The sequence below is a fragment of the Limisphaera sp. 4302-co genome, from assembly GCF_049537155.1.
In the GTDB taxonomy this organism is placed as follows: domain Bacteria; phylum Verrucomicrobiota; class Verrucomicrobiia; order Limisphaerales; family Limisphaeraceae; genus Limisphaera.
This window is the reverse complement of record NZ_JBMVQZ010000003.1, coordinates 58,672-78,199: the sequence shown is the minus strand read 5'-3', so window position 1 is coordinate 78,199 and position 19,528 is coordinate 58,672. Positions and strand designations below refer to the sequence as shown.

21 protein-coding genes are annotated in these 19,528 nt (G+C 67.8%); 5 read left to right on the top strand and 16 right to left on the bottom strand.

The window, feature by feature from the left end:
* Position 1: 1 nt before the first annotated feature.
* The gene (locus tag ACPDIX_RS04200; protein ID WP_423430531.1) at positions 2-1,213 is read right to left on the bottom strand and encodes an A/G-specific adenine glycosylase; all 1,212 of its coding nucleotides are present in this window, start codon (positions 1,211-1,213) and stop codon (positions 2-4) included.
* Between the two features lie 41 nt (positions 1,214-1,254).
* Between ACPDIX_RS04200 and rnhC the strand changes: the two genes are divergently transcribed.
* Genes rnhC through ACPDIX_RS04185 form a run of 3 tightly spaced genes read left to right on the top strand, consistent with a single transcriptional unit; the run spans position 1,255 to position 3,965 of the window.
* The gene (gene rnhC, locus ACPDIX_RS04195; RefSeq protein WP_423430530.1) at positions 1,255-2,307 is read left to right on the top strand and encodes a ribonuclease HIII; all 1,053 of its coding nucleotides are present in this window, start codon (positions 1,255-1,257) and stop codon (positions 2,305-2,307) included.
* A 10-nt stretch (positions 2,308-2,317) separates the two neighbouring features.
* On the top strand, positions 2,318-3,031 hold the full coding sequence (radC, locus tag ACPDIX_RS04190; RefSeq protein ID WP_423430529.1) for a RadC family protein: 714 nt from the start codon (positions 2,318-2,320) through the stop codon (positions 3,029-3,031).
* On the top strand, positions 3,024-3,965 hold the full coding sequence (locus tag ACPDIX_RS04185; protein ID WP_423430528.1) for a 50S ribosomal protein L11 methyltransferase: 942 nt from the start codon (positions 3,024-3,026) through the stop codon (positions 3,963-3,965). Before radC ends, ACPDIX_RS04185 begins: the two co-directional genes overlap by 8 nt.
* A 33-nt stretch (positions 3,966-3,998) precedes the next feature.
* Here the strand turns inward: ACPDIX_RS04185 and hemC are convergent, their stop codons facing one another.
* Genes hemC through ACPDIX_RS04165 form a run of 4 tightly spaced genes read right to left on the bottom strand, consistent with a single transcriptional unit; the run spans position 3,999 to position 7,378 of the window.
* Positions 3,999-5,027 (bottom strand): hydroxymethylbilane synthase, encoded by a 1,029-nt coding sequence (hemC, locus tag ACPDIX_RS04180; protein WP_423430527.1) that lies wholly within the window; start codon positions 5,025-5,027, stop codon positions 3,999-4,001.
* Between the two features lie 5 nt (positions 5,028-5,032).
* The gene (hemA, locus tag ACPDIX_RS04175) at positions 5,033-6,118 is read right to left on the bottom strand and encodes a glutamyl-tRNA reductase (protein ID WP_423430526.1); all 1,086 of its coding nucleotides are present in this window, start codon (positions 6,116-6,118) and stop codon (positions 5,033-5,035) included.
* Positions 6,115-6,933, bottom strand: a complete 819-nt coding sequence (locus tag ACPDIX_RS04170; RefSeq protein WP_423430525.1) for a cytochrome C assembly family protein — start codon at positions 6,931-6,933, stop codon at positions 6,115-6,117. Before ACPDIX_RS04170 ends, hemA begins: the two co-directional genes overlap by 4 nt.
* 19 nt (positions 6,934-6,952) lie before the next feature.
* Complete coding sequence (locus tag ACPDIX_RS04165; protein ID WP_423430524.1) at positions 6,953-7,378, bottom strand: DUF5069 domain-containing protein; 426 nt, start codon at positions 7,376-7,378, stop codon at positions 6,953-6,955.
* A 158-nt stretch (positions 7,379-7,536) separates the two neighbouring features.
* Here ACPDIX_RS04165 and ACPDIX_RS04160 point away from each other — a divergent pair, with 158 nt between their 5' ends.
* Positions 7,537-8,352, top strand: coding sequence for a ferredoxin--NADP reductase (locus ACPDIX_RS04160; protein WP_423430523.1), 816 nt, complete (start codon positions 7,537-7,539; stop codon positions 8,350-8,352).
* 29 nt (positions 8,353-8,381) lie between these two features.
* On the opposite strand, the gene ACPDIX_RS04155 is transcribed toward ACPDIX_RS04160, so the two are convergent.
* The 4 genes from ACPDIX_RS04155 to ACPDIX_RS04140 are packed head-to-tail and all read right to left on the bottom strand — an operon-like array spanning position 8,382 to position 12,779.
* The gene (locus ACPDIX_RS04155; RefSeq protein WP_423430522.1) at positions 8,382-9,257 is read right to left on the bottom strand and encodes a BtpA/SgcQ family protein; all 876 of its coding nucleotides are present in this window, start codon (positions 9,255-9,257) and stop codon (positions 8,382-8,384) included.
* Positions 9,254-10,027: a succinate dehydrogenase/fumarate reductase iron-sulfur subunit gene (locus tag ACPDIX_RS04150; protein WP_423430521.1), complete on the bottom strand. Its 774-nt coding sequence runs from the start codon at positions 10,025-10,027 to the stop codon at positions 9,254-9,256. The genes ACPDIX_RS04155 and ACPDIX_RS04150 overlap by 4 nt, the downstream gene beginning before the upstream one ends.
* Before the next feature lie 47 nt (positions 10,028-10,074).
* On the bottom strand, positions 10,075-11,997 hold the full coding sequence (locus ACPDIX_RS04145) for a fumarate reductase/succinate dehydrogenase flavoprotein subunit (protein ID WP_423430520.1): 1,923 nt from the start codon (positions 11,995-11,997) through the stop codon (positions 10,075-10,077).
* Between the two features lie 14 nt (positions 11,998-12,011).
* Positions 12,012-12,779, bottom strand: a complete 768-nt coding sequence (locus ACPDIX_RS04140; RefSeq protein ID WP_423430519.1) for a succinate dehydrogenase cytochrome b subunit — start codon at positions 12,777-12,779, stop codon at positions 12,012-12,014.
* A 256-nt stretch (positions 12,780-13,035) separates the two neighbouring features.
* On the opposite strand from ACPDIX_RS04140, the gene ACPDIX_RS04135 reads away from it, so the two are divergent.
* A complete protein-coding gene (locus ACPDIX_RS04135) occupies positions 13,036-13,617 on the top strand; it encodes an elongation factor P (RefSeq protein ID WP_423430518.1) in 582 nt (193 codons plus the stop codon).
* A gap of 155 nt (positions 13,618-13,772) precedes the next feature.
* Here ACPDIX_RS04135 and ACPDIX_RS04130 read toward each other — a convergent pair whose 3' ends face one another.
* The 7 genes from ACPDIX_RS04130 to ACPDIX_RS04100 form a co-directional block, all read right to left on the bottom strand.
* Entirely contained in the window at positions 13,773-14,426 is a 654-nt protein-coding gene (locus tag ACPDIX_RS04130) for an alpha/beta hydrolase (protein WP_423430517.1), read from the bottom strand.
* A 112-nt stretch (positions 14,427-14,538) separates the two neighbouring features.
* Positions 14,539-15,399, bottom strand: coding sequence for a PIG-L deacetylase family protein (locus ACPDIX_RS04125; RefSeq protein ID WP_423430516.1), 861 nt, complete (start codon positions 15,397-15,399; stop codon positions 14,539-14,541).
* Positions 15,396-16,817 carry an ROK family protein gene (locus ACPDIX_RS04120; protein ID WP_423430515.1) on the bottom strand — a complete coding sequence of 474 codons (1,422 nt, stop codon included), beginning with the start codon at positions 16,815-16,817 and terminating at the stop codon, positions 15,396-15,398. Before ACPDIX_RS04120 ends, ACPDIX_RS04125 begins: the two co-directional genes overlap by 4 nt.
* A 106-nt stretch (positions 16,818-16,923) precedes the next feature.
* Positions 16,924-17,595, bottom strand: coding sequence for a class I SAM-dependent methyltransferase (locus tag ACPDIX_RS04115; protein ID WP_423430514.1), 672 nt, complete (start codon positions 17,593-17,595; stop codon positions 16,924-16,926).
* Positions 17,592-18,152: a GAF domain-containing protein gene (locus ACPDIX_RS04110; RefSeq protein ID WP_423430513.1), complete on the bottom strand. Its 561-nt coding sequence runs from the start codon at positions 18,150-18,152 to the stop codon at positions 17,592-17,594. The genes ACPDIX_RS04115 and ACPDIX_RS04110 overlap by 4 nt, the downstream gene beginning before the upstream one ends.
* Positions 18,130-18,906, bottom strand: coding sequence for an energy-coupling factor ABC transporter ATP-binding protein (locus ACPDIX_RS04105; protein WP_423430512.1), 777 nt, complete (start codon positions 18,904-18,906; stop codon positions 18,130-18,132). The genes ACPDIX_RS04110 and ACPDIX_RS04105 overlap by 23 nt, the downstream gene beginning before the upstream one ends.
* Positions 18,903-19,526 carry an energy-coupling factor transporter transmembrane component T family protein gene (locus ACPDIX_RS04100; protein WP_423430511.1) on the bottom strand — a complete coding sequence of 208 codons (624 nt, stop codon included), beginning with the start codon at positions 19,524-19,526 and terminating at the stop codon, positions 18,903-18,905. The genes ACPDIX_RS04105 and ACPDIX_RS04100 overlap by 4 nt, the downstream gene beginning before the upstream one ends.
* Positions 19,527-19,528 lie beyond the last annotated feature (2 nt).

Here is a 19,528-nt window from a genome sequence, read left to right as displayed (position 1 = left end):
GTCATTTAAGCAGAGTCGGGCCCTCTGACGCATGCCTTTTGTGCGGGGCGGGATCGTGCTCGGGATGTTTTGCGGTTGCGCCGGCGGTGGAGGTCCACTGTTGAAGGATCTTGGTGGTGAGCCGCGAGAGGGGGCGATTTTGGAGCTGGCGGGGTGTGAGCCAGTGCCCCGGTGGCCAGGGCCGCTTGAGGCGTGCGGCACGGATTTCCACGTGGTACCGGAAGCGGGTGATGTGGTGGACGATGGTGGGAGGGCCTTGTGTGGGGGACGGCTCGAACTCGAACCAGGATTCGGGGTCGGTTGGGAAATGGCCGGAGGGCGGGCGGTCCGAGGGGAGTTCGAACACGGGCAGTTCCCAGTAGCCGCGGTTGACGCCCGTGCCGCGCTGGTGGAGGAGCCAGTGTCCGTCGGACCGGACAAGGCAGGCGACCAGCCGCCGGGGTTCGGCCGGACTGCGGCGGGTGGCCCGCCCGGGATCGGCGCCGCCTTGTCGGGCGTGGAGGCAGCGGCTGCGCAGCGGGCAATCGGTGCAACGCGGGTTGTGGGGCAGACAGATCGTGGCGCCGAGTTCCATGAGGGCCTGGTTGAGGGCCGAACAAGGCGGGCAGAGGGGCGCGGTGTCCGGGCGACCGGGTTCGGCCAGGGGGAGGAGGGCAACGGGCATGCATCGGGCGGCGATTTGGACGAGGCGCGTGGCGAGTGCCCAGGAGTCGGCGGATCGGGCGGTGAGGGGTCGGCTGTAGAACCGACTGAGCACACGGGCCACGTTACCGTCCACGACCGGGGTGGGGAGGTTGAAGGCGGCGCTGGCGATGGCGCCCGCGGTGTAGGGTCCGATTCCGGGCAGTTTGAGGATCTCGTCGTAGGTGTGGGGGAACCGGCCCGCATGCTGCTCGAGGATGAGCCGGGCGGCGCTATGGAGGTGGTCGAGACGGCGGTAATAGCCGAGCCCTTCCCAGAGTTTGCGCAGTCGGCGAGGGTGGGCTCGTGCGAGGGCGGGGAGGTCGGGCAGCTCGCGCATCCAACGTTCCCAGTAGGATTGGACGGTGGACACGCGGGTTTGTTGGAGCATGACCTCCGCGACCCAGATGGCGTAGGGATCGAGGGTGCGGCGCCAGGGCAGGTTGCGGGCGTTGTGGCCGAACCAACGCAGGAGGACGCGCACGAGTGCGCGCAATTCCGCGGCGTGCCGGGCATGGGCCGGTTTGGTCATGGCTTGCGGCAGGGTACGCGCGCCGGCTAGGTTGCGCCAGCGTGGGAGCGCCGCTGCACAGTTACACGGTGGAGTTGACGGAGGACCAGGCCCGGGCGTTGGAGAGGTATTGCCGGGAGCACGGGTTCGAATTTCGGGAGGTGCCGTACGCGCGGTTCGGGGCATTTGGCCGGGACGTGAACGTGGTGTGTTACCGGAGCGGCAAGGCGGTGGTGCAGGGGCGCGGCACACGCGAGTTCGTACAGTACGTGCTCGAGCCGGAGATCCTGAAGGAGGCGCGGCTTGGGTACGAGCTGGAGCTGCAACCGGAGTTGAAGCTGCCGCGGGTGGGGATTGACGAGTCGGGCAAGGGCGACCTTTTCGGTCCGTTGTGTGTGGCGGCGGTGTACGTCAACGAGTCGGTGGTGCGCGCGTGGCAGGAGAGCGGGATCCGGGACAGCAAACGGGTGGGCAGCGAGGCGGCGGTGCGGGAACTGGCCCGGCAGATCCGGTCCACGCCCGGTTGCGCGTGGGAGGTGGTGGTGATCGGGAACGCGGCCTACAACCGGTGTTGGCGGGAGATGGGGAACGTGAACCGGCTGCTGGCCTGGGGGCATGCGCGTGCGCTGGAGAATCTGCTGGAACGCGGGGATCGGCTGGAGCCCTTTCCTGTGCGGGTCATCAGCGACCAGTTTGCGTCCGATCCGCGCCTGCTGGATCAGGCGCGGATGCGGCGGGGTCGATCGCTGGAACTGGTGCAGCGGCATCGGGCGGAGTCGGATCCGGCCGTGGCGGGGGCGTCGTTGTTGGCGCGGGAGGCGTTTTTGGATCGGCTGGGTCGGATGAGCCGGCGCTGGGGGGTGCAGCTGCCTCGGGGAGCCGGTCCGGAGGCGCGCGCGGCCTTGCGTGAGCTGGTGCAGAGGCACGGGCCGCAGGTGTGCGCGGAGGTGGCGAAACTGCATTTTCGAACGGTGGCGGAGGTGTTGGCGGAGCTGGGTCATGCGGTGCCGGAGACGGGCGGGGCGACGGGAGGTGGGGCCCGCCGGGAGGCGCGGGAGCAGGCGGGGGGGGAACCGGATCTTTTTGGGCGTGCGGGCGGGGATGGAGGCGGCTAAAAGACGGGCCGTGGCATCGGGTCATCTGCGGTTGAAGGATCAACCGCCGGCGGAGCGGCCGCGGGAGCGGCTGGTGCAGCGCGGTCCGGAGGCGCTGACGACGGCGGAGCTGTTGGCGATTCTGCTGCGGACCGGTCACCGGGGGGCGAACGCGGTGGAGGTGGGACACGAACTGCTGCGGCGGTTCGGGTCGCTCCACGGCCTGGCCCAGGCCAAACTGGAGGAGTTGCAGGAGGTCAAAGGGGTGGGACGCGACAAGGCGGTGACGTTGGTGGGGGCGTTTGCGCTGGCGCGGAGGCTGGTGGAAGAACGCGTGGAGGAGAGCGAACCGTTGAATCATCCGGAGGCGGTGGCGCGGCTGGTGCGGGAGCAGGCGCGATTGTGCACGGTGGAGACGTTTTGGGTGGCGTTGTTGAACACGCGACATCGGCTGATCAAGCTGGAACGGATCTCGCAGGGGACATTGGACACGATACTGGTGCATCCGCGTGAGGTGTTTCGGCCGGCGGTGGCGGCGAAGGCGGCGGCGGTGGTCCTGATCCACAATCATCCGAGCGGGGACCCGACGCCCTCGGAGGCGGACGTGCGGGTGACGCGGGACCTGGTGCGGGCGGGGCAGGTGCTGCGCATCGAGGTGCTGGACCATGTGATCGTGGGGCGGGCCACGGCGGGCCGGTCGCGGGATTACATTTCCTTGCGGGAGTTGGGCGTGATGCATGTGTGAGAGGGAACGGAAACCGGGGAGCAGGGGGTCGGCTGCGGGTGAGGAACTGTTCGAGATCCGCGTGAGCTGTCCGCGGGCCTGGGCGGAGGCGGTTGCGGACGGGGTGTTTGAGGTGTGGGAGGTGCCGCCGGTGATCGAGTATCGGCCGGGCGAATCACGCGCACGGGTGGTGGCGTTTTTGGAGGAAAGGCCGGGTCCCCCGGTGTGGCGCACGCAGCGGGCCCGGCTGCGGCGGCTGCTGCGGGCTGCGGGGGTGAGCGACCCGAGTGGACAGCGTCTGGTGGTGCGGGCCCGGATGTTGCCGCGGGAGGATTGGGCGGAGAGTTGGAAAGTCCATTTCGGCGTGCTGGAACTGGGACGGCTGGTGATTCGACCGAGTTGGTGCCGGCCGGTGCTGAAGCAGGGGCAGGTGGAGGTGGTGCTGGATCCCGGGTTGAGCTTCGGCACGGGACATCATCCGACCACGCGGTTCTGTCTGGAGGAGCTGGTCCGGCTGCGGAACGCTGGCCGGGCCCAGAGCTTCCTGGACGCCGGTACGGGGTCGGGGATCCTGGCGGTGGCGGCGGTGAAACTGGGTTACGCTCCCGTCGAGGCGCTTGATTACGACGAGACCGCGGTGGAGACGGCGCGCCGGAACGCAAGGGTGAACGGTGTGGAGGGCTGCCTGCGCCTGGATCGGTTGGATTTGCTGCGGCTGCCGGTGCGGGGGCGGCGGTTTGACGTGATGGCCGCGAACGTGACGGCGCCGGTCTTGCTGGCGGCGCGAGAGCGCTTGTGTGCGCGGCTGGCGCCGGGCGGTTCCCTGGTGGTGGCGGGCATACTGGCCCGGGAATTCGACGCGGTTCGGACCGCCTATGAAGCCTCGGGCCTGGCGCTGGTGCGGAGCCGGCGGGAGGGGCGGTGGCGTTCCGGCACGTTCGTGCGGCCGGGCTGACGGATGCCGGTTCGGCACCGGGCGGGCAACCTCTCAGCAGCCGGCCTTGAGCTGCGCGGCGACGGATTCTCCGAGTGCGACCGGATCCTGGACGGGGCCGGTGGCGTCGGCGCGCCGGACGCCGTCAAGGAACGAGATGGCGCGGAGGCGCAGTTGGTCACCGACGACCTCGGCATGGGCGGCGACGGGGCTCTGGCAACCGCCGCCCATGGCGCGGAGAAAGGCCCGTTCGGCCGTGACGGCCTGGCAGGTGTTGTAGTGGTTGAGGCGCGCGCAGATGGCCCGGAGCCGGTCGTCGTCGGCCCGGATCTCGATGCCCACGGCGCCCTGGCCGACGCACGGGAGCATGGTCTCCAGGGGCAGGACGGTCGCCAGCAGCCCCTCCGGTACGGCGTCGCCTTCCAAACGGCCCTCCGGGGTGATGCGGAAGTTCAGGCGGGAAAGGCCGGCAAGGGCGAGGATGGTGGCGTCGAAGGCGTCGCGGGTGGCAAGTTTCTCCAGCCGTGTGGGGACGTTTCCCCGCAGTTCGGCGAAGCGGAGGTCGGGTCGGAGCGCCCGGATCTGGGCCTGGCGGCGCGTGCTGCTGGTGGCCACGACGGTGCCGGGTGGCAGATCGGCCAGTGTGATGCGAGGGGGGAAGCCGCGGAGCTGCGACTGCCCCGGTACCCATTCGGGCCCGGACGCGTGGGCCAGGGCGGCGAAATGCCCGGCGTCGCGGTAGATGAGGACGTCCCGGACGTCGGCCCGGCGGGTGACGGCACCGAGTTGGAGGCCGGCGGGCAGCTCGGTGGGGAGATCTTTCAGGCTGTGGACGGCCATGTCGGCGCGGCCCTTGAGCAGGGCCACCTCGAGTTCCTTGGTGAACAGCCCCTTGGGAAGGGAACGACCGGACTGGGCGAGGGAGGCGGTTTGAAGTTTGTCGCCCGTGGTTTTGATGATTTTGAGTTCGAAGCGGAGTTTGGGGAAGGTCTGGCGGCACTGGTTGAGGACGGCGTGTGCCTGGGCGAGTGCCAGGGCGCTGCCGCGGGTGGCGACGATGATGGGGCGGGAGGGATCGGGCATGGGCATCAGGCGTGGGAGGGGGCCGGATCGCCCGGTGGGGCGGGCCGTTGCGGCGGTTGAAGGAAGGCCCGGACCTTCTCCCGGATGAGAGATTCGCAACGGGCGACCTCGGCCTGGCGCTGGCGGACGTAATCGTCGGCGATGGCCTGAAGATCGTCCACGTTGTAGAGGTAGACGTCGTCGAGTTCGTTGACGGAGGTGTCGATGTCACGGGGCACGGCGATGTCAATGAGGAGGAGGGGGCGCCGGCTCCGGTGGCGCATCCATCGTTCCAGGCGGGCGCGGTCCAGCAGGGGCGTGGGCGAGGCGGTGCTGCTGATGACGATGTCGATCTGGGCGAAGGCGGTGGGCCACTCTTCGAAGCGGATGGCCTGGCCCCCGAGGGAGGCGGCAAGGGCCTCGGCCCGTTCGTGGGTGCGGTTGGTGACCCAGAGCCGGCCCGCGCCGCGGGAGACGAGTGCGCGAGCGACCTTTTCGCTCGTGTCACCGGCGCCGATGACCAGCACGGTGCACGGGCGGAGCGAGCTGAAGAGGCGCTCGGCCAGTTCGACGGCCACGTTGGCCACGGAGGTGCTGCCGCGTTGGATGAGGGTCTCCGTGCGCACCTGTTTGGCGACGTGAAAGGCCTTCTGGAACGCCTTGTTGAGTCGCGGCCCGGTGAAGCCCCTGCGGCGGGCCAGTTCGTAGGCGTCTTTCAGCTGGCCGAGGATCTCGGTTTCTCCGAGGACCATGGAATCGAGGCCGCAGGCGACCCGGAAGAGGTGCTCCACACTGCGGGGTTCGGTGAAGCGGTAGAGGTGGTCGGTGAGGGGGTCGCGATAGTCATGGCACCGGCCCAGGAACTCTTCGAGGTCCTGGAAGGCCAGGTCGGCCGGCAGCCGGGTGGCCACGTAGATCTCCACGCGGTTGCAGGTGCTGAGGATGACGGCTTCTTCGGCGATGTGCGCTTCGCGGAGAGTTTGCAGGGCGGCGGGGATGCGTGCCTCGGCGAAAGCCACACGCTCGCGCACGGCCACGGGTGCGGTCCGGTGGCTCAATCCCATGACGAGGATCTGGCTCGTTCCTCCTTGCAGATGGACCGGCTCGTTCATGGGTGGTGCAGGGGCGACAGGAGGTTGGTCCACCAGAAGGTCAGGAGCACGAAGGCGAACACGCCCACGAGTCCCCAGGCGAACCGCCGGGAGGAGAGCCCGCGCCAGTGCCAGACCAGCAGGGTGGCGTACCCGATCCAGAGGAGGGCCGACCAGACGACCTTGGGATCTCCGGCGAAGTACGTGCCCGGCGGCGGGGTGAGCCGGCTGCCGAGCGCCAGGGACAGCCCGAGCAAAAGCCAGCCGGTTTGGGCCAGCCGCCGCGCCACCCGTTCGAGGCGTTCGATGGGGGGCAGAAGGGCCATGACAGCGCGGAGCTTGCGAAGTTTGAGGTCGTGTGCCTGGACGAGGTAGAGCCCGGCGGCCACGGCGCCGAGGCCGAACGCGCCGTAGGCGAGCAGGGCCGTGGCGGCGTGAAGGCTTTCCAAGACCCGGTCGGTCTGGACGATGGGCCCGGAGGGTGTGTCGAGCGCCGGCATCAATGCGAACACACCGAGGGCCAGTTGCAGCGGGGCGACCAGCACGCCCAGAAAACGCATGCGCGGCCACAGGCCGAAGACGAGGTAGGCCACCATGAGGCTCCAACCGACGAAAGCCGTGGCTTCGAAGAGATTGCGGACCGGGCAGTGCTGGAGGCTCATGCCCCGCCGGAGCAGCGCCCAGGTATGGAAGAGGAATCCCACCGCCAGGATCGTGTAGTTGATCCAGTCATGTCGCCGGAACCCCCGCCGCCACAAAAAGACGGACCACAACGTGGCCGCGCCGTATGCGAGCACGGCCAGCAGGAACCAGTGTCGGTCGGTCCAGGGGTTCACGTGCGGTCGGTGCCGTGGATCAGATCCGTTTTTCGTCGGCGTCGATGTAGTCCACGAATGTGCGGATGTCGTCCCGATGGGCCAGGCCGGATTGTTCCTTGCGCCAGCGGAGTCGGGCCTGGCCTTCGGCGTCATCGGGCCTGGGATAGCTGAGCATCTCTTCTCTGTGAGCGGCCTTGACCTCCGGGGGAACTTTGACGTTCTGGCGGACCCAGTCGCAGACCTGTCCGTCAATGATGGTGTTGCGGACGACCTCCACCATCTGTTCGTGGGTGAGCCCCGCGTATTTGAGCCAGAGGCCGTCGAATCCCTTGCCGAGGTTGGGCAGGTAGTCCGGATGCAACCGCCCGGCCAGGAAGAGCCGGATCTTGTCAATGTATCGCGGCAGGTGCATCCACCCGTCCATCATCTCCCGGGGACTGCGCGGATAGATGATTTCGCTCATGGGTTTCATCATCTGGCGCAGGGGCCGGCGGTGTCAACCGCGGGTCTGTGAAGGAGGCGATGTGCCGTCGGGGGGCCGCGTCACCGGCCTGCGCGCGGTGGAAAGGGCTTTTTGCAGTTGGCGGGATTCGTACACTGGGCCGCGCAGAGCGGTTTGGGATGTCGAACATGGATTACAATGCACGTGTGGCGTGGCGGCAGGAGGTGGCGCCGGGCCTGATCATCCTGCGTGTGGTGCCGGAGGGTTGGGCGTTGCCGCCGTTCGAGCCGGGTCAGTTTGCGGTGTTGGGTTTGCCCGGGTCGGCGCCGCGGGTGCCGGACGCGGAACCGGAGAACCCGCCGGCCCCACCGCATCAATGGATCCGGCGGGCCTATTCGATCGCCTCTTCGTCGCGGCAGAACGAGTACCTGGAGTTTTATCTGGCGCTGGTGCGGTCGGGGGTGTTGACGCCACGGCTGTTCCGGTTGCACGTGGGGGACCGGTTGTGGCTGGGGCCGAAGTTCAGCGGGATGTTCACGTTGCGGCATGTGCCGGCGGATGCGCATCTGGTGCTGGTGGCCACGGGCACGGGGCTGGCCCCCTACATGAGCATGTTGCGCACGCACCTGGCCGAGAACTCGCAGCGGCGCACGGCGGTGATCCACGGGGCGCGGTATCCTTCGGACCTGGGGTACCGGAATGAGCTGGAGGACCTGGCACGGCGGCACGCGCATTTGCTGTACCTGCCGGTGGTGTCGCGGCCGCAAGGTGCCGTGCCGCCGTGGAGCGGCCTGGTGGGGCATGTGCAGGATGTGTGGCGGTCCGGGCTGATTGCCGAGGGATGGGGCTTTGCCCCCTCGCCGCATCACACGCACGTGTTCCTCTGCGGCAACCCTGCCATGATCGAGGACATGGTGAGACTGTTGGCGAGTGAGGGATACCGGGAACACCGGAAGGACGCGCCCGGGCAGGTGCATTGGGAGCGCTACTGGTAGGGGCGCGGGGTCGGCGGGGTTGGAGACGTTCAGTGCGCGGGGGGTTGTTCGGTGCGGCAGCGGTTCCAGACGGCCAGAAAGGCCCGGAGTCGCCCGGGATCGGTGCTGCCGAGAAAATCGCCCCCGGTGCGGAAGGCGGACCCGACGATGAAACCGTCGGCTTCCTTGAAGTAGCGGGGCAGGTTGCGGGGCGTGATTCCGGAGCCGATCCAGACGGGCACGTGCGCGTGGCGCCGGACGCGGCGCAGTTCCCGCAGTGCGGGTGCCTCGCCGGTGCGGGGGCCGGTGACGATCACGCCGTCCACGAGGAAGAACTCGGCCTGCTTGAGTTCGTCCACGATGTCGAGGTCGGCGGTGAGCGCGTGGGCGCAATGTTTCTTCTTGAGGTCGGCAAAGATGCGGATGTGCCCGGCGTTGCGGTTGCGGCGGAGGCGGAGGAGTGGCCCGGCACAGCCCTGGATGAGGCCGGCGCCGCCGACGTGGGCGAAGACGTAACCTTCCACCCGGACGAAGTCGAGATCGGTTTCGGCTGCGATTTCCAACGCCGTTTCGTTGGCGGCTTCGAGCAGTTGGATGCCGATGGGGCCGGCGAAGAGGCTGCGCAACTCGCGGGCGATCCGGGTGACCAGTCGGACGGCGGCCGCGGGCAGGGGCGGCCGGGTGTAGGGCAGGTCGTAGCTGTTTTCGATGAGGAGTGCGTCCACTCCTGCCCCGGCGTAGAGGCGGGCGTCTGTCAGGGCGCGTTCGAGTATGGCGCGGTGGGAACCGGCGTGGAGGGGTGAGCCGGGAAGGGGCTGAAGGGCGATGACGGCGACGAGCGGGCGCGGTGGCAATGGCCGTTTGGCCGGTGCGGCGATGGAGGGGCGCCCGGTGCCGGGGAACGGCCTGTCCTGGTGCGGGTTCAAAGTGCGGCGGAGGCGCGTGACGGGGGGTCCCCCTTGAGGAGGGACACGGCGTAGTCGCGGTTCATGCGGGCGATGAACTCGAGACTGATGCCCTTGGGACAGACGGCCTCGCAGGAGCCGGTGACCGTGCAGGCGCCGAAACCCTCGCGGTCCATTTGTTCGATCATGGCGCGGGCGCGGCGCCAGCGTTCGGGCTGGCCCTGGGGCAGGAGCCCCAGGTGAGAGATCTTGGCGGCCACGAAGAGCATGGCGCTGGCATTTTTGCAGGCGGCCACACAGGCGCCGCATCCGATGCACTGGGCGGCGTCCATGGCGCGTTCGGCGGTTTCCTTGGGGACGGGGATGCTGTTGGCCTCGGGCGCGCTGCCGGTGCGGACGCTGATGAAGCCGCCGGCCCACATGATGCGGTCAAACGCGCTCCGGTCCACGATCAGGTCCTTGATGACGGGGAAGGCGCGGGCGCGGAACGGCTCGATGACGATGGTGTCGCCGTCCTTGAAACTGCGCATGTAGGTCTGGCAGGTGGTCACGCCGCGGTGGGGACCGTGGGGTTTGCCGTTGATGACGAGGGAACAGGTTCCGCAGATGCCCTCCCGGCAGTCGTGGTCGAAGGCGATGGGTTCCTCGCCACGCCGGATGAGCTCTTCATTGACCACGTCCAGCATTTCGAGGAACGACATGTTGGGATTGAGCTCCGGGGTCACGTAGGTGACGAACCGTCCCGGGCTTTGAGCGTCCTTTTGGCGCCAGACTTTGAGGGTGACTTTCATGGCTGCTACGCGGGAAAAGGTTGCCGATTGCCGGTCGTGCGAAGTTCCTATTTGTAGCTGCGGGTGGTCATGCGGACCTCCTCGTACACGAGCGGTTCCTTGTTGAGGATGGGCGGCCGGTCCGGGCCGGCGAATTCCCAGGCGGCGACGTAGGCGAAGTGTTCGTCGTCGCGTTTGGCCTCGCCGTCGGGCAGTTGATGTTCCTCCCGGAAATGGCCGCCGCAGCTTTCCTCGCGGTGGAGGGCGTCCAGGCACATGAGCTCGGCCAGCTCGAGGAAATCGGCGACGCGGTGGGCCTTTTCGAGCGCCTGATTGAGTGTGGTGGCCTCGCCCGGGACGTTGACGTCGTGCCAGAACTGCTCGCGCAGTTCGGGGATGCGCCGCAGGGCGAATTCGAGTCCGGCCTTGTTGCGGGCCATGCCACAGTGGTCCCAGAGCAGCCGGCCCAGTTCGCGGTGGAACTCGGTGGGGGTGCGTTTGCCGCGGCATTCGAGGAGGCGTTTGAGTCGGGCGGTGACATCCTGCTCCGCCTCGGCGAAGGCCGGGTGGTCGGTGGACGGGCGTTGGGCCGGGTTGACCGTTGCCAGGTAGTTCCCGATGGTCAGCGGGAGGATGAAGAAGCCGTCGGCCAGTCCCTGCATGAGTGCGCTGGCACCGAGGCGGTTGGCGCCGTGATCGGAGAAGTTGGCTTCGCCGATGACGAACAGGCCGGGCAGGTTGCTCATGAGGTTGTAGTCCACCCAGAGGCCGCCCATGGTGTAGTGGACGGCGGGGTAGATGCGCATGGGGACCTGGTAGGCGTCCTCGCCGGTGATCTCGCGGTACATGTCGAAAAGGTTTCCGTAGCGTTCGCGGACCTTTTCGATGCCCAGGCGTTTGATGGCGTCGGAGAAATCGAGGTAAACGCCGCGGCCGCCGGGGCCGACGCCGCGACCTTCGTCGCAGACCTTTTTGGCGGCGCGACTGGCGATGTCGCGGGGGCAGAGGTTGCCGTAGGCCGGGTACATGCGTTCGAGGTAGTAATCGCGATCGCTTTCCGGGATGTCGTTGGGATGTTTCTGGCAGTCCTCCCGCCGTTTGGGCACCCAGATGCGGCCGTCGTTACGGAGCGATTCGCTCATGAGGGTGAGCTTGGACTGGTACTCTCCGCTGACGGGGATGCAGGTGGGATGGATTTGGGTGAAACAGGGGTTGGCGAAACAGGCGCCGCGTTTGTAGGCGCGCCAGATGGCGGTGGCGTTGGAGTTGAGGGCGTTGGTGGAGAGGTAGAAGACGTTGCCGTAGCCACCCGTGGCCAGGACGACGGCGTCGGCGTTGTGCCGGGTGATCCGGCCGGTGCGGAGGTCCCGGGCGATGATGCCCTTGGCGTGGCCGTCCACCACGACCAGGTCGAGCATCTCGGTGTGGGTGTGGGACTTGACCTGGCCGGCGGCGATCATGCGGCAGAGGGCGGAGTAGGCGCCCAGCAGGAGTTGCTGACCGGTTTGACCGCGCGCGTAGAAGGTGCGCGAGACCTGGGCACCGCCGAAGGACCGGTTGTCGAGCAGACCGCCGTATTCCCGGGCAAAGGGCACGCCCAGGGCCACGCAGTGGTCGATGATCTGCACCGACACCTCGGCCAGTCGGTAGACGTTGGCCTCGCGGGCGCGGAAGTCGCCTCCCTTGATGGTGTCGTAGAACAGGCGCCAGACGGAATCCCCGTCGTTTTGATAGTTCTTGGCGGCGTTGATGCCGCCCTGGGCGGCCACGGAATGGGCGCGCCGCGGGGTGTCGTGATAGACGAAGTTGTGCACCTCGTAGCCCAATTCGGCCAGGGCCGCCGAGGCGGAGGCACCGGCCAGACCCGCGCCCACGACGATGATCCGGTATTTTCGCTTGTTGGCGGGGCTGATCAGACGCGACTCGTTGCGGTGTCGCGTCCATTTCTGGGCCAGGGGCCCGGAGGGGATGTGAGCGTTGAGCGTGGCCATGGCTGCAACAAGGGTCAACGGTGATGAGCGGTGGAATGTGTGGTGGAGCCGGGTGCGTCGCCGGAGGCGATGCGTTCGATGGTCTGATGCAGGTATTCCCGGCCATGTCCGGCCAGCACGGCCACCGGGATGGAACTGTATCCGAGGAAGATGACCAGGGCCGCCACGCGGGCGGCGCGGTCCAGACAGGGACCGTACACGGCATTCTTGAGGCCGAGCGACTGGAACATGGCACCCAACCCGTGGCTGAGGTGCCAGCAAAGGGCGCCGACGCCCACGATGTACGCCAGGGAGACGTACCAGACGCTGAAGCCGGCGACCATCATGGCGTAGACGTCGTGCCGGGCCTTGAGCTGGCTGAGCGGGACACGGGCGCCGCTGAGGCCGTCCACCACCACCGTGTAGTGCAACAGGTGATAGACGACGAAGGCCGCCAGCGCCACCCCGCTGACCATCATGGTGCGGGAGGCGGGACGGGCACCGTAGGGGGCGGGCCGCCCCCAGTACCCCACGGGCCGGGCGGCGCGGTTCTCCAGCGTGAGGGTCACAGCCGCCCAGACGTGGACGCCCACGAGCACCAACAGGCCGATGCGGGCCGGCCAGATCAGCTCCGGATGCGACTGCAGGTATTTCGCGTAGTTGTTGATGGCCTCGGGGGGAAGAAAGATCTGCAGGTTCCCCAGCAGGTGGGCCACGACGAAAAGGAACAGCAGCCCTCCGCTGGCGGCCATGAGGAACTTGCGTCCCACCGAAGACGAAAAGAAACACGCCAGAGTTTTCATGCCCTTGCCTGACACCCGAGGTACCCAGGCCCTTTGGCCTGACGACGCGCAAGTTAGGGAGAGGTCGGATGGCCGTCAAACTTTGTTATCTCCAAAGTTTTATTTAATCTACTAATGTCCGGGGGAGTGCCGGGGGCGGGCCCGTGGCGGAAGCGGATGGCCCGGGATCGGGCGGGCCGGGGGCGGCGATCCGGAGGGGACGGGTGTCGGGTCGTTGACGCCGTGGGTGGGCCGGCACACACTGGGTGATGAGCCTATGCAAAGCGTTTTGCCATCCGAGTTCAAGAAGGGGATGGTGCTCCTGTTGGATGGGGCGCCGCACGTGATCGAGGAGCTGCACGTCACCGGGACCGCACAGACGAAGCACAAGATCCATGCGCGATTGCGACATCTGCGGTCGGGCCGGTTTCTGGAGCGGACTTTCACGGACACGGAGCGTGTGCCGGTGGCGGAGGTCCAGCATCGGACGGTGCAGTACAGCTATGCGCAGGGGGAGGAGTACGTGTTTCTGGATGCGGAGACGTTCGAGGAACTGGTGTTGAGGGCGGAGCAGGTGGGGGATCGGAAGGTGTTTTTGAAGGAGAACGAGGAGTACAAGGCGCTGTTTTTGGACGGGAGGTTGCTGGACATTGTCCTGCCGCCGCAGGTGACGCTGACCATTACGGAGACGGCCCCGCCGATCCGGGGCGGGTCGGATGCGACGTGGAAACCGGCGGTGTTGGAGACGGGTTTGGAGATCATGGTGCCGCTCTTCCTGGACAAGGGCGAGCGGGTGCGGGTGGACACGGCGACGCGGAAGTACGTGGGGAAGGAGAGCGACAGAGGGGACAAGAAGTGACGATGGCCGGCCGCCGGGTGGCCGGTCGGAACGGATCGGTGGAGCAAGACGCCGGTGGACCGTCCGTTGCGGCGTCGGCCGGGCCGACGGCCGGTGGCAATCTGGTGTGGGGGAGCGGGGGTGGCGCTGGGGAACTTCGAGCGGGAGCGGTTGTTTCAGGCGGGTGGGGTTCCGGCGTCCGCCGGGGCGTAGCAGTCGAGGATGAAGTCGCGGATGAGCCGCAGTTCGGTTTCTCCGGCGATGGTGTGGGTTTTTTCGAGTTCGACCCAGGAGATGGGTATGCCGGCTTGTTGGAGTTGGTGGATCTGGCTGCGGGTGATCTCGATGGGGAGGATGTCGTCGTAACGGCCGTGGGTGGCGAGGATGCGTTGCTGGCGGGCGACCGGGGATTGTTCGCGGATCAGGGTGTCGGGATCACAGACGGCTCCGCTGATGCAGAGCACGCCGGCCAGCCGACGCGGGTAGCGGATGGCGATTTCGATGGCCATGAGCCCGCCCTGGGAAAAGCCGCCCACGATCATTTGGTCGGCCGGCCAGCCTTGTTGGTGGAGTTCCTCCAGGAGTTCCCGGAGCAACTGATAGCTGCGCCGCACCCCGGGCACGGGATCGCCGAAAATGTCGAACCACGAGTAGCCGCCGTAGTAGGGGTCGGGTGCATCGGGGAGGGCGAAGTGGAGCCAGGGCAGTTGCAGGGCGTCCGGCAGCCACAGGTAACCTTCGTGGCTGTCGCCCAGGCCGTGCATCATGAGCATCAGCCGTCTGGATTCCGGTGTCGCCGCCGGGATGATGTGGTAGTTCAGTCGTCCCATGGCCGATGAACGGCTGCGGGGGCGCCCGCGGCTTGGTGCCGGTGTACGGCCGGAGCTCGGGTTCGATTGCCTGCGGTTCGGACGTGCGGCGTCCGATCCCCCGCATGCCCGTTCAGGCCAGCAGCGTGGCGGCTGAGAGGCTGGCGGGCAACAGCTTTTGTGGGGGCGGGGCGGGCAGCCACTCGTTCCGGTGCGCGCGGCGCACGCGGAACAGCTGGCCGAAGAGGAATCCGGGCGCGGTGGACCCGAATCCCCCGACCCGCTCGGCGCCGCGGCGGACGTTGTCCATGGCCCAGGCCGGCAGCCGGAGGTGGTAGGGGTTGCGCTGCACTTCGCCCGCGTGGCAGGCGGTGGCGGCCATCATCCGGGCCAGGAGCTCGGGCGGGATTTCCACGAGGAGATTGGGGTCCTCCATGGGGGCCCAGAACTCCGTTTCGATGACCCGGCAATCCCAGTTGGGTGGGGCGAGGCGGAGCGCGTCCATGACGAGGTCATGGGTGCCGATGTGGGTGGGGTGGGCATCGTGAGCGTGCGGACAGAAGACGACCACGGGCCGGTGCTGCTGGATCAAGCCGGCGATCCGCCGGGTCAGGGCGTGCCAGTGGGCGGGATCGGTGCGGCGCGCTTCTGGTGTGACGTTTTCGAACCCTTCGGCTGCGGGCAGTTCGAGCTCGAATCCGAGGAAGGCGCAGGCGTGGCGGAGTTCTGCCAGGCGGCGGGGGCGCTGTTCTTTGCGGCTTCCCAGTGTGACGGCGATGTTGACGATCCGGAGACCGGCCTCGTGGAGCAGGCGCACGGCCAGTGCGCCGGTGATGCTCTCGTCGTCGGGATGCGGGGCGAAAAAGAGGGCGCGGGGTGCGTCCGGTTTGGGTGGGGAGGGTGGTGAAGGCGGGAACGGGCCGTGTGGCAGGGTGGCGCCCTCGGCCCACCATTGTTCGAGTTTTCGGATCCAGTCGAGGTAGGGTGCGTTCATGTTGTCGCGGGCTGGGTCGTGGTTTCGGGCAGGCTGGCTGCGGCGATGGCCTGTCCGTGACGTTTGAACCGTTCGTCCGGCAGGTGGAGGCTGAGGCGGTTGGCCAGGTGAGGGAACTCCGTTTCGAGCACGTGCCGGGCCTGGGCCAGGAGGACGCGGCCGCCTGGGCCGGTGGTGACGCGACCCAGCAGGAGGACATGCCGTGCGGGATAGAACTCTGCCAGGTAGGCGAGTTGATAGCCGAGGTAGGTGCCGATGGTTTGATAGATGCTCCGGGCGCGATCGTCCCCTTGGGCCATGAGGTCCTGGACGTGTTGGAGCTTTTCGGGGAGGGAGAGCCTGGCAGGCAGGGCGATTCCGGCCGGTTCCAGCAGGCGGCCGACGGCCTGTTGGGAGAGGTAGGATGCGGCGACGCCGCGGTCGCCGGACCACTCGTCCCGGGGCGCGTTGGCTTGCAGGTCCATGGGGACGAAGGCCAGTTCGTTGATCCAGGAGGTGAGGTTGCCATCGGAGTTGACCCAGCCGCCGGCGGTGCTGGTGCCCATGGCCAGGCCGAGCACGGCTGTTTGGTCGAGGATCATGGAGCCGGCGAGGGCGGCGACTTCGCCGTCGTTCATGACGATGAAGGGGAGGTTGCCCCAGGCTTGCTGGATTTCGAGGAAGAGATTCCGGACGCGGGCTTCGAAGAGGTCGGGCGGCACGCTGCGGAAGAGGGAAGCCACCTTGACCTGGTTGTTGACGTAGACACCGGCGGCGCTGCCACCGATGGCATCCACGCGGGGCAACCGTTTGGCGGCGCTTTGGAGGGAATCCATGATGCCCTCGAAATGGTACCGGGGATCGGTTTGGACGCAGGGGTCCCAGGGCGTTTCCTCGCTGAACACGACCTGGCCGTGGACCACGGCGGCGACCTTGCGATCGCTGCCGCCAAGGTCGAATCCGATCCTGCACCCTTCGGTGTGCCGGCCGACACGGATCGGGGCGGCGCGCTCGGGCGGCGGGCTGTGGGTGGCGACCAGCTCGAGTGGATGATCGAAGATCCGACGGGCGACGGTTTCCGCGTCGAACCGGCCCGCGGGGGATGCTTCGTAGTGGTTGCGGAGACGGGCGACCAGGTCTTCGGGGGCGTCGAGATGCAGGCGCCAGCCGCCGCGGGTCCAGAGCAACGTTTTCACGACCCGTTCAAGGAGGGTGAAGTTCGCCAGTGCGCGCGGGTCATCGGGCGGGAAAAGCAACAGGCTGTGGCGGGAGACGGCGCCGCCGGGTTGTTCGAGTGCGAGGGTGACTCGGAGCGGGTGCGGGCATGCGGCGGCTGCGGCGGTGAAGTCCCGGTATGCAAGGGCGAGGGGTTTGAACCCCGGGTCCAGCGGGGGGACCACCGCGGGTGTGCAGGGCAGCAGGCTCGGCTCGATGCTCATGCTGTTCGGATCCATAGGCTGGTGGCGTGCGGGGGGCAATGGCGAAAGCCGCAGGCCAAGCTAGCTACCGGACCGGCGGCCGGGGATGCTCCAGGGATCTGCAGGTTCAGCCGTGCAACCGCCCGCTGACGAGGAGGTGCCGGTCGCTGATGACTTCCACAGAAAGTTCGCCGAGGTTGGCCTTTTGGAGCTGGGCCCGGACTTCGGCCGGTGTGAAGGCGGCCAGGAGCGAGCGATGGAAGTCGCGGCGCAGTACGGCGGGTTCGCCCGCGGCGTAACGTTCGACGAGTCGGCGTGCGTGTGCGGGCGTGCGGGGTCGGCAGAGGTCCGCCACCAGGACGATGGTGCCGGTGCGGCCGTATTTCCGCACGGCCTGCCAGAGGATCATGGGATCCGCCAGGTGGTGCAGGAAGCTTGTGGCCAGGATGACATCGTAGGGACCGCGCGGAATGCGCGCCTTTGGCAGGTAACCTTTGCGATAATGGATCCGGTCCCGGAGGTCCGGTTCACGTGCGGTGAGGCGACGGGCCAGGCGCAGCATGGCGGGGGAGCCGTCCACGGCGACGATCTGGTAGCCGGGGCAGGCACGGGCCAGGCGCCGCGTGACGTCGCCGGGGCCGCAACCGAGGTCCAGGACCCGTGCGCGTTCCGGGCGGTCCGGAAATTTTTGGAGGAAGAGCTCGATGTAACGGCTGTGGGGCTCGGCAAAGTCGGCCTCGGCGTAGGCGCGGGCCTGCTCGGGCTCGGTCATGAGTTCGGGTTCGAGGACACGTTTCATGGCCGGTTTATGGACGGTCGGGTGTGGGGAGGGTTTTCGGTTGGGCCCTCGTGGGCTGGCGGGGATTTTGGGGAAAAAGAAGCGCGGAGGAGGATCTGCATGAGCCGTTCGAGCCCGGCGCGGTCGGTTTGGTCGAAGCGCGCGGGTTGGGGGCTGTCCATGTCCCAAACGCCGACGAGATCAGGGCCGAGCAGGAGGGGGATGACGATCTCGGAGCGTGAGGCGGGATCGCAGGCGATATGGCCGGGGAAGGCGTGCACGTCGGGTACGACGAGGGTCTTGCGTTGTGCGGCGGCGGTGCCGCAGACGCCGCGTCCGATCGGGATGCGGACGCAGGCGGGCTTGCCTTGAAAGGGGCCCAGGACCAGTTCGTTGTCCAGCCAACGGTAGAGGCCGACCCAGTTGACGTCCGGCAGGCTGTGGTAGAGGAGGGCGGCGGTGTTGGCGGCGTTGGCGAGGAAGTCGCGTTCGCCACGAAGGAGTTCTTCCAACGCCCCGGCCAAACGCTCGTACAGGACCGGCTTGGGGAACGACTCAAGCGGTTCGGGGTTCCACATGGGACGGATGGGGATGGGTGTGGAGCAGGATGTGGGGTCGTTCGAGGCCGTGTGCCAGCATCAGTGGTTCGTTGTTGAGGAGTTCCACCGTGGAGCCGTCGGCCACCACGCGGCCCTCGTCGAGGAGGATGCAGCGCGGGCAGAGCTCGACCACGAGTTCGAGGTCGTGTGTGGCGATGAGCTTGGTGCCGGGCAACCGGCGGAGCAGGGATTTGAATTCTCTGCGGCCGCGCGGGTCGAGGCCGCTGGTGGGTTCGTCCAGCACCAGAAGGGCCGGTTCATACGCGAGCAATCCGGCCAGACAGGCCCGCCGTTTTTCCCCGTGACTCAGGTGATGAGTGGGGCGATCGGCCAGGGCCTCCAGGCTCACCGCGGCCAGGGCACGTTGCACGCGGGCTCGGATCTCGGGTTCCGGCAGGCCGAGCTGTTGGGGGCCGAAAGCGACGTCATCCGCCACGGTGGGACAGAAGAGCTGATCGTCCGGATCCTGAAACAGGAGGCCGACCTGTCGCCGGATGAGGGGCAGATTTTCCGGGACGACGGGCCGGCCGAAGACGAGGACGGTTCCCTCCGGGGGGCCCTCCTCCGGGAGGATGCCGTTGAGATGGAGCAGGAGGGTGGATTTGCCGGAGCCGTTGGGGCCGAGCAGGCCGACGCACTCGTCCGGTTGGATGCGCAGGCTGACGCCGCGCAGGGCCTCGGTCCCGTCGTGGTAGCGGTATCGAAGGTTCCGGATCTCGATGGCGGGGGTCATGACCAGCCTCGGGCCAGCATGGCCTGGTAGATGCGCGTGGCGCGTTCGCTGGCGCGGATGAACAGGCGGGCCACCACGGAGGCCTGAAGCCGCCAGAGCCGGGTGGCCCGGGGTTGGAAGGTTCGTGCGGCTCGGGCGCGTTGCATGCGTTCGGCTTCCTGCGTCAGCACGAAGAGGTATCGGTGCATGAGTGCCAGCGTGGTGATCAGCAGATGGGGCACGCGCAATCGGCGCAGGACGCGGAGCACTTCCGGGAACGGGGTGGTGTGGGCCATCAGGATGACGGTCCACAGGCTGGTGATGCTTTTCAAGGTGAGGACCTGCCAGCCGGGCCCTCCGGCGGGTTGCCAGGCGCCTGCCAGAGCCACCCCGGCGATCAGGGGGGAGAGCCACAGGATCCGTCGCAGCACGAGTGCGAACGGCACGCCGGCTGCCCGCCCGAGTGCGACCAGCCCCGCCCAGAGCGGCAGGAACCAAAACGGGGAAAAGCCCGGCTGGAGCGCGATGCCGACCAGGACAACGGCGGCGCCGGCCAGTTTATATTCGGCCGGCCAACGATGGACCGCAGTGTGCCGCGGCGGGTGACAATGATCGGGGTACAGCGGCAGGCGCGGTCTCATGA

What these genes read in the sequence shown, in the direction of transcription:
- ACPDIX_RS04200 (WP_423430531.1), bottom strand. Translation starts at nt 1,213, where the DNA reads ATGACCAAACCGGCCCATGCCCGGCACGCCGCGGAATTGCGCGCACTC.
- ACPDIX_RS04185 (WP_423430528.1), top strand. Translation starts at nt 3,024, where the DNA reads ATGTGTGAGAGGGAACGGAAACCGGGGAGCAGGGGGTCGGCTGCGGGT.
- hemC (WP_423430527.1), bottom strand. Translation starts at nt 5,027, where the DNA reads ATGCCCGATCCCTCCCGCCCCATCATCGTCGCCACCCGCGGCAGCGCC.
- hemA (WP_423430526.1), bottom strand. Translation starts at nt 6,118, where the DNA reads ATGAACGAGCCGGTCCATCTGCAAGGAGGAACGAGCCAGATCCTCGTC.
- ACPDIX_RS04165 (WP_423430524.1), bottom strand. Translation starts at nt 7,378, where the DNA reads ATGAGCGAAATCATCTATCCGCGCAGTCCCCGGGAGATGATGGACGGG.
- ACPDIX_RS04160 (WP_423430523.1), top strand. Translation starts at nt 7,537, where the DNA reads ATGTCGAACATGGATTACAATGCACGTGTGGCGTGGCGGCAGGAGGTG.
- ACPDIX_RS04150 (WP_423430521.1), bottom strand. Translation starts at nt 10,027, where the DNA reads ATGAAAGTCACCCTCAAAGTCTGGCGCCAAAAGGACGCTCAAAGCCCG.
- ACPDIX_RS04145 (WP_423430520.1), bottom strand. Translation starts at nt 11,997, where the DNA reads ATGGCCACGCTCAACGCTCACATCCCCTCCGGGCCCCTGGCCCAGAAA.
- ACPDIX_RS04140 (WP_423430519.1), bottom strand. Translation starts at nt 12,779, where the DNA reads ATGAAAACTCTGGCGTGTTTCTTTTCGTCTTCGGTGGGACGCAAGTTC.
- ACPDIX_RS04135 (WP_423430518.1), top strand. Translation starts at nt 13,036, where the DNA reads ATGCAAAGCGTTTTGCCATCCGAGTTCAAGAAGGGGATGGTGCTCCTG.
- ACPDIX_RS04130 (WP_423430517.1), bottom strand. Translation starts at nt 14,426, where the DNA reads ATGGGACGACTGAACTACCACATCATCCCGGCGGCGACACCGGAATCC.
- ACPDIX_RS04125 (WP_423430516.1), bottom strand. Translation starts at nt 15,399, where the DNA reads ATGAACGCACCCTACCTCGACTGGATCCGAAAACTCGAACAATGGTGG.
- ACPDIX_RS04120 (WP_423430515.1), bottom strand. Translation starts at nt 16,817, where the DNA reads ATGAGCATCGAGCCGAGCCTGCTGCCCTGCACACCCGCGGTGGTCCCC.
- ACPDIX_RS04115 (WP_423430514.1), bottom strand. Translation starts at nt 17,595, where the DNA reads ATGAAACGTGTCCTCGAACCCGAACTCATGACCGAGCCCGAGCAGGCC.
- ACPDIX_RS04110 (WP_423430513.1), bottom strand. Translation starts at nt 18,152, where the DNA reads ATGTGGAACCCCGAACCGCTTGAGTCGTTCCCCAAGCCGGTCCTGTAC.
- ACPDIX_RS04105 (WP_423430512.1), bottom strand. Translation starts at nt 18,906, where the DNA reads ATGACCCCCGCCATCGAGATCCGGAACCTTCGATACCGCTACCACGAC.
- ACPDIX_RS04100 (WP_423430511.1), bottom strand. Translation starts at nt 19,526, where the DNA reads ATGAGACCGCGCCTGCCGCTGTACCCCGATCATTGTCACCCGCCGCGG.